This window comes from Nonomuraea sp. NPDC004702 (assembly GCF_053601695.1).
Map to the genome: position 1 here is coordinate 21,641 of NZ_JBSGCE010000091.1, position 6,675 is coordinate 28,315.

The 6,675-nt window shown below is 64.1% G+C and carries 6 protein-coding genes, 3 pseudogenes and 1 CRISPR repeat array; of the genes and pseudogenes, 5 read left to right on the top strand and 4 right to left on the bottom strand.

The features are described 5' to 3' along the window. The first annotated feature begins 96 nt into the window (after window positions 1–96). A complete protein-coding gene (locus ACWEJ6_RS48995; RefSeq protein WP_452432317.1) occupies window positions 97–705 on the top strand; it encodes a DUF6879 family protein in 609 nt (202 codons plus the stop codon). Here ACWEJ6_RS48995 and ACWEJ6_RS49000 read toward each other — a convergent pair. After that, window positions 702–1,559 carry an integrase core domain-containing protein gene (locus ACWEJ6_RS49000; RefSeq protein ID WP_452432318.1) on the bottom strand — a complete coding sequence of 286 codons (858 nt, stop codon included), beginning with the start codon at window positions 1,557–1,559 and terminating at the stop codon, window positions 702–704. The genes ACWEJ6_RS48995 and ACWEJ6_RS49000 overlap by 4 nt on opposite strands. Window positions 1,560–1,593: 34 nt before the next feature. After that, on the bottom strand, window positions 1,594–1,992 hold the full coding sequence (locus tag ACWEJ6_RS49005; RefSeq protein ID WP_452432319.1) for a hypothetical protein: 399 nt from the start codon (window positions 1,990–1,992) through the stop codon (window positions 1,594–1,596). 469 nt (window positions 1,993–2,461) lie between these two features. Between ACWEJ6_RS49005 and ACWEJ6_RS49010 the strand changes: the two genes are divergently transcribed. Continuing rightward, entirely contained in the window at window positions 2,462–2,746 is a 285-nt protein-coding gene (locus tag ACWEJ6_RS49010) for a hypothetical protein (RefSeq protein ID WP_452432321.1), read from the top strand. A gap of 275 nt (window positions 2,747–3,021) precedes the next feature. After that, window positions 3,022–3,444, top strand: a complete 423-nt coding sequence (locus ACWEJ6_RS49015; RefSeq protein ID WP_452432322.1) for a hypothetical protein — start codon at window positions 3,022–3,024, stop codon at window positions 3,442–3,444. An 89-nt stretch (window positions 3,445–3,533) separates the two neighbouring features. Here ACWEJ6_RS49015 and ACWEJ6_RS49020 read toward each other — a convergent pair whose 3' ends face one another. Next, a complete protein-coding gene (locus tag ACWEJ6_RS49020) occupies window positions 3,534–5,069 on the bottom strand; it encodes an ISL3 family transposase (RefSeq protein WP_452432323.1) in 1,536 nt (511 codons plus the stop codon). A gap of 171 nt (window positions 5,070–5,240) precedes the next feature. Then, window positions 5,241–5,513: a CRISPR direct-repeat array (repeat unit 28 nt; unit sequence GGAACATCCCCGCGTCCGCAGGGCCGAC). A gap of 208 nt (window positions 5,514–5,721) precedes the next feature. On the opposite strand from ACWEJ6_RS49020, the pseudogene ACWEJ6_RS49025 reads away from it, so the two are divergent. Together ACWEJ6_RS49025 and ACWEJ6_RS49030 are read left to right on the top strand one after the other, a co-directional pair. Beyond that, window positions 5,722–6,045 (top strand): annotated as a pseudogene (locus ACWEJ6_RS49025) (HD domain-containing protein); the annotation flags it as partial. A 68-nt stretch (window positions 6,046–6,113) separates the two neighbouring features. Beyond that, a pseudogene (locus ACWEJ6_RS49030) lies at window positions 6,114–6,359 on the top strand (HD domain-containing protein); the annotation flags it as partial. Between the two features lie 216 nt (window positions 6,360–6,575). On the opposite strand, the pseudogene ACWEJ6_RS49035 reads toward ACWEJ6_RS49030, so the two are convergent. Beyond that, window positions 6,576–6,675, bottom strand: a pseudogene (locus ACWEJ6_RS49035) (IS481 family transposase); the annotation flags it as partial.

The following is a 6,675-nucleotide window of genomic DNA, read 5'->3' on the forward strand; positions in this document are numbered from 1 at the left end:
TGATCGGCCATGGTGCCGCGGCGCGTCTCGATCGCAGCCGCATGAGAAATTCCTTGAGAGGGTAACAATCCGTCACTTGGAGAGGACACAATCAGCGTGCAAATCTATCCGCCTTCTGAGTACCGCCAGCTTAGTATCGAGTCCGGCGGCGTCGACGAGTTCTCCATCTTTTTCGGCGAATTGCGATCTAGATGGGTAAAGGTCGAATGCCTGCAAGAGTATGACGAGTCAGGGTTCGAGGGGTTCGAGGCTTTTCGAGCCGGTAATTTTCCGGAAGCGGCAAGACTTGTTCGGGAAATGGTGAAGGGGCAAACTGGCGTCTACGCACACATGCGCAAGTTCAATGTGTCAATGATTCGAATCCGTGTATGCGAGCTACCGCTAAGCTCCTATCTTTTGGATTATGAAATCCCTGCCTATCTGGCGGATATCGAATGCGGGGAAGAAATACGCTTCGTTAAGACCGAAGACGTGCGCGATGTCCTCGATCAAACCGGAATATCCGACTATGTGTTGTTCGATAAAACCCGAGTGACGGCTCTCATGTACGATATGGAGGCCTCAACATTGCGAGAGGCTCGTCTAGTCGAGTCGGAGGACCTAGTGCAGGCTTATGCGGACGCTACGGAAGTGTTGATTCGCCGGTCGGTCCCCATGCTGGAAAGTCCGATCTTTCTCGAGATCCAACATCGCTACCAGCGCTAGATCCGTGGCGGCGATGCGCATGCCCGAGACAGTCCTTCCGTGAATCCCTTCCATCCTCCCGTCCGACTCTCCCGCTCGGCGATCGCGGAATTCCCGTCAACGTAATGGCTGAGTAGCCCACATGTGATGTTCGCTTGTGATGCCACAACCTTGCGTTCCCAGTACTCCCGAATTGCCTCACGGTTAGTATTCCAGCCGCACTCATCGATCTTCACGAGTTGACGTTGGTAGTGGCTATGGCGTGTCCCGGTATGAGGGCGTCGTCGCCACCATGACCAGCACAGAATATGGTCTTCGTTGTTGGGCGGCCGGATCAGCGGGGCGAACAGGCGACGGGTCTCATTCGCGGAGATCGCCATGATGTGGCTGGGAGTGGGTGAGGGGCCGCGGTGATTCCGGACAGCCGTCTTACGGCGTACCCATGCGGCCGTTGGGGTCGAAGGGGACTCGTTGAGCACCTCGAAGGGTGGCCGATAGCCGAGCGCCGTATGTATGCGCCGGTGGTTGTAGAACCCTTCGATGTAGCGGATGACCTGCCGTCTTGCCTTGGCTCGGGTAGTGAAGACGAAGCGGTGCGGCCATTCGTTCTTGAGCGCGGAGAAGAACGATTCGGCCGTCGGGTTGCCGTGGCGGATGCCGGTGCGGCCGACCGAGCGACGGATGCCCGGGCCGGTCAGGAAGCGGCCGAACTCATCTGAGGTGTAGCCAGTTCGAGATCGTCCACAGGTGTCCACCGCTGTTGACCATGCCTGCTCAGCGGCTTCTCTTGCTTGATCGGTCTCCAGGGGAGTGCGGGGGTGTCCAAGGCCATCGTTGGCATCGGTGTTAGCAAGATCGGTTGCGCCGGTCACCACCTCCGGGACGGTACGTCGACATACCCAGGGCTACTCAGCTGGTAATCGACGGGTACCGGGCTGCTGCGAGGTCGTCGGCGAGGTTCTCCAGGGACAGGTCAGCGTTCAGCGCGGTGACTACCGGCTGTGTCAGCGGACGGAGGGCGTAGATGTGCCCGATCGCGTGAAGGGTTACGTGCACCTCGTAGTAGTCCTCCGCGAACCGCTGGAATGCCTCGGGCGACGGATCGATCAGCCGGGCGAACAGGAACTCCGCTCCATCGGGATCGCTCACACCGTCCGGGTACTCGATCTCGCCCACCCGCCAGCCGTCATCACTGGTCATGCGCCACAGGCAGACGGTCACGACCGGCATGCCGTCCTCGTCACAGAACGCGGGCTCCTCCAGATAGCGGTGGAAGACCTCGGGAAGGAGTCGAGAACCCCCGGCCATGGCCCGTCATTGCCGTACGGGCTCATCATCGCTTCGTAGGCGAAGCCGCGGATGTAGGCTCCCGCCGCTGAGAAGACGATGTCGAACTCGTCTCCCGACCCGTTGCGCATCGAGGCCACCTCCTCCCCAGGGCCCCAGTTCACGCCGAAGGAGTGGTAGCGACTGGACTCTTCGGGGCTCAGGGATGGACGGAGCCGCGCAGGCGACTGGTCAAGGTTCATCATGGGCGTTCGCCTTCAAAGACTCCCGGAAACTTGCGCCGTCCGAAGATTGTTACTCTAGCGAACTCCGTGCTCCGGGGCTGACGGTGAAGGAGATGGAAGCGGCGTTGTCAGCTTGGGAGCTGCATCGATCCACCCTCGTCAGGGAGTTGACCTCGGCGTACGGCTAGGCATGAGCGACCGTGGTTGCCCCCTCGTTACCGCCCCTAATGGCCCGCTAATGGCCCGAAGCAGGGGAGGATAGACACGTGAACAAGCAGGTCGCCGCTGAGATCGCCGAAGAGTACTTGGCCCGTTGGCGCTGTGTCGCGGTCTTCTCCGAACTTGCACTCATGGAGGAGAACGGCGACAAGGATTGGGAGAACGTCATCGGTCGGGATGGCGAGGAGTACAAGGTGCTCTTGTACGTGCTCCCGGACTCTGACGGCTGCCTTCGCATGGTCGTGGCAGTGAACGACAGGAGTTTCCGGTCGTCTACCGCTCCGATGACACGCGACGAGATCATGCGGCCGGATGGCACCTATGGCGAGTAGCCCATCGTGTTGCGCCGCGCATATCCCGGCCGTCTCGATCATTTCGCTTGGCGGAATCCCGCTCAGAAGCACGATTCGAGCTGAGAGTCGGAGGGCGCCCGCGGCTCGAACCCGGAACCTACGGATTAGAAGAAGACGATTCGATCGACGTCCGAGGCTCTGACCTGCGATCGTGGCGTCCGCGGACGTCCGCCGACTTCCGCTGGGGTCCAGTCTCTTGGCTGTACTCGTAGCTGTACAGCCAAGCCCCTCACAACCAGTTTGGAAGGTTGCCGATGGATTCCGACCCGCAGCCGGAAGCTCGGGACACCATCCCCGACGTGCCGACCTCGGTGTTGCGACTGGCGGAGACGCTTGTCATGCTGGCCGCCTCCGCCGACGAACAGGCGGCGTGGGTTGCCCGGCACCAGTGGCATGCGGACGAATTGGCGCTCGACTTCGACTGGGCGAACGGATGGGTCCCGTGGAGCGTCGACGAGCGATCGCCAGGACTCTTATCCCCGGGCCTCTACGATCTTTTGCAGCGCATCGACGACTGCTTGACGTCTATGAGCGGTCAGTCCAACCCCGAGAGGTGGAGTCCCAAGGGGCTCGCCACCGATCCCAGATGGGCTGAGGTCCGGCATCTCTCCGGTCAGGCACTCGCCGAGATCGCGGCGCTGGATCTGATCGCGATTCCCTCGCCAGCGGATCTGTAGACACAACGAAGCTCTACCTCGCGGTCGGAAGGGGGTGTGTCCAGTGTTAACGGCTCTGGCCCGTAATCGGTGGTGGCGTTAAGTGATCTTCACCGCAGCAGGATGCGGTGACGCAGAAGGTCGAATCCGGCACGGCCGTGCATCTGGCGCATGATCCTTTTGGTGCGGGTGTTGACGCCTTCGGTGCGGCCGTTGTGGTGCGGAAGGGTGAGGGCGGCGTTCACGGCGTCGTGGTCGAGTTCGATGCCGTTGGCGAAGCCGTGCGGGTGGGGCAGGTCGGCGGCTCGGACGGTGGTGATCCAGGTGGTGAGCTTGGTGTCGTTGCCTTCGGCCGGGGTGAGGAGTGCGGCGAAGCCGCGGACCAGGCGGGCGAGGGCGGTCAGTTCTGGGCAGGCGGCGGTGAGTTCCTGCACCAGCTGGGTGTCGCTGTCGCGTAGCCGGTCGGGGTGGGTGAGCAGGAGGCGGGCCAGGCGGCGCGGGGTGGTGACGGGACGTTCTCCTTCGGCTCGGCCTTGGGTGATGTAGCGGTAGAGCAGGTTCAGGCTGCCGGTGTAGCCGAGCTGTTTGATTTCGCGGAACAACTGCTGGACCGGCATGGCCGGGTCGGCGGCGCGCCGTTCGCGCAGGTGATCGCGGTAGGGATCGACGAGGGTGGGCCGGTAGCGCGGAGCGCGGCGCAAGGCGTCCGGTTTGCGGGTGCGGGCGTAGCGCTTGACGGTGTTGAGCGACAGATTCAGCCGGCGGGCGCACTCCAGCAGGCCGACCCCCTTGTCGAGCAGGTCGTGGATTTGCTGCCAGCGCTCGCGGGTGGTCTGTTCGCGCACGCCGGCAGGCCGGGGCGGGTTGACCGTGGCCCAGCAGGCGCTGTGAGAGCGAACCTCGGCCAGGGTCTTGTCGCAGAGGTTCGCCCACAGGTGCCACCTGTCGCTGACCCGCATCGCGTCCGGCAGGGCGCGTCGAATCGCCTCGCCGTAGGCTCCCGACCCATCGCGGCAGACGACCTCCACTCCGGGGTGGGTGCGCAGCCAGGTCTCCAGGGCGTCGGCGCCGCGGCCGGGCAGGACGTCGATCCGCTCGCCGGTCTCGGCGTCGGTGAGGATGGTGGCATACCGGTGGCGGCGCTTGAGCGCGAAGTCATCGACACCCAGCACGCGCGGGATCCGCGGCGGTGGCAGTGGCAGCTGCATCAGCAGGCGCAATGCCGTAGACCTGGAGATCGCGACGGCCAGGAGCGCCGAGAGCCGAGCGCCCGCCCGGCCGGCCAACTCAGTGACCACCGCGCCCAGCTGGCCGGTGAGCCGGCTGGTTCGACGCTGGTAACGCTCGAGCAGCCCGGGCACTTGCTCACGAAACGTCTGCCGCGCACATTCCCACGCCGGGCAGAGCAGACGCCGTCCCTGCACCGACACCACCACCCGCCGACCATCGACCGGGACATCGGCCACCGTCCGGATGTAGTAGCCATGCACCCGGCCGGTCAGCGCCCCGCACACCGGGCACGGCACCGGCTTATCCCGCGTACGCGCCATGACCCGAATGAGGTCGTCCTCCCCCTCCACACTATCGATGACCAGGGCAGACAGACCCGCAAACACCACATCCGTAAGATCGTCGATCTTCAGCACGGCCCAGCCTGACAGGTGATCACCCAGCGCCACCACCGATTACGGGCCAGAGCCGAAACCGTACAGTCCCGGCCGACCGGACGAGCGTGTGGTGTTGGCCTGGCCGAGCGAAACACTCCCGCGTCTGCGGGGGCCGACTACCCGCAGCCAGGCGACGTTCTGGAGCACTTCGGAACATCCCCGCGTCCGCGAGGCCGACCGTACCCGGCTCATGGTCACTGCGGTCGGCTCGGGAGCATCCCCTCGTCCGCGGGGCCGACTCATCCACGTTGGCCTGCGTCACATGGGTGAGGGGAACATCCCCGCGTCCGCGGGGCCGACGGGATGCCGACGCAGGCGACCAGCGATCCGATGGGAACATCCCCGCGTCCGCAGGGCCGACTCCACCACGATGCCTAGTGTCATGCGCCTGAAATGGAACATCCCCGCGTCCGCAGGGCCGACACTTGCTGACCTGGGGCGTTACCGGGCGGGCCGGCCGATTTCCTTCGGGTGTGTAACAGCAGCCTGCTCAGTCACCAGTCTGTGCCCCTCCTCGAAAGTCGCCAGCTGCTAACGCTGGGGTGTAGTCGAACGATATCGCGGATGTGTCCGCCGACTCTGTTTTGTCGGTGGCGCTGTCTAGGCTGCGGGCTTGATGGAAGGAGGTGCGATGACGTGGTATCACGCGCTTGGATACAACCAAACCCTGATTAGGCAGCTTGGGGCGCTTTGGGGGAAATCGCGCCTTAAGGCGGGCGGTAGGACGAATCTTCTACTCTCGCACCTTTTGGACACGGCGGCGGTGGCGGAGCAGATTAGGGATGGCTATCTGGCGCTATCGACGAAGCATGTCTTGAACGTGCTTTCAGGTGAGCGAGGAAAGCTGTTTTTCGCCTGGATGTGCGGCGTGCATGACTGCGGCAAGGCGACGCCGGCGTTCCAACGAGTGGACGCTGAGGGAGCGGCAGCCGTCCGGCAGGCCGGGCTGCGCTGGGACGAGGCGAGGGTGCAGCGGGTCGATGGCGGCACGACAAAGCCGGGGGCACCCTCGTACGACGTCTGTTGCGGGGCGCAGGCTGGGCGCCTGAGCAGATCGATTGGCTGTGGCCACTGGTTGCCGGTCATCACGGCACGGTGCCTTCGGTGGGCACGCTGGAGGGGCTGCGGACCGCGCGAGGCGAACCTCAAGGTAAGGGCCCGGCCTGGACGCAGGTGCAAGCGGCGGTGATGGATGTCTTCACGCGGTTGGTGGGGTTCGCCGATCTGGCCGACGTGCAGCCGCAGCGGGTCCCCAGCCGAGCGGTGCAGTTGCAGTTCAGCGGCCTCGTGGTGATGGCTGACTGGATCGCCAGTGACGAGAGGCATTTCCCTGGCGTTGACGATCTGGCCGACGTGACGATGCAGGGGGCAGAGACCGCGCGGCGAAGGCATGGGAACGCCTTGGACTACGGGGTGGCTGGGGAAAGTTGGCGCTGCCTGCCCCCGAAGTGTTCGCCCACCGATTCGGCCAATCGCCTCGCCGGTCGTGAATTGACCCGCAGGGTTGTTGACGCGGGTGATCGGTGGGTGGCCGCCGAGTGCGGTGTGGCATCGATGGTGGTTGTAGGTGTGGAGAAAGTCTTGC

Coding starts and splice junctions, on each gene's coding strand:
- ACWEJ6_RS49005 (WP_452432319.1), bottom strand. CDS start 1,992: ATGGCCGGGGGTTCTCGACTCCTTCCCGAGGTCTTCCACCGCTATCTG.
- ACWEJ6_RS49015 (WP_452432322.1), top strand. CDS start 3,022: ATGGATTCCGACCCGCAGCCGGAAGCTCGGGACACCATCCCCGACGTG.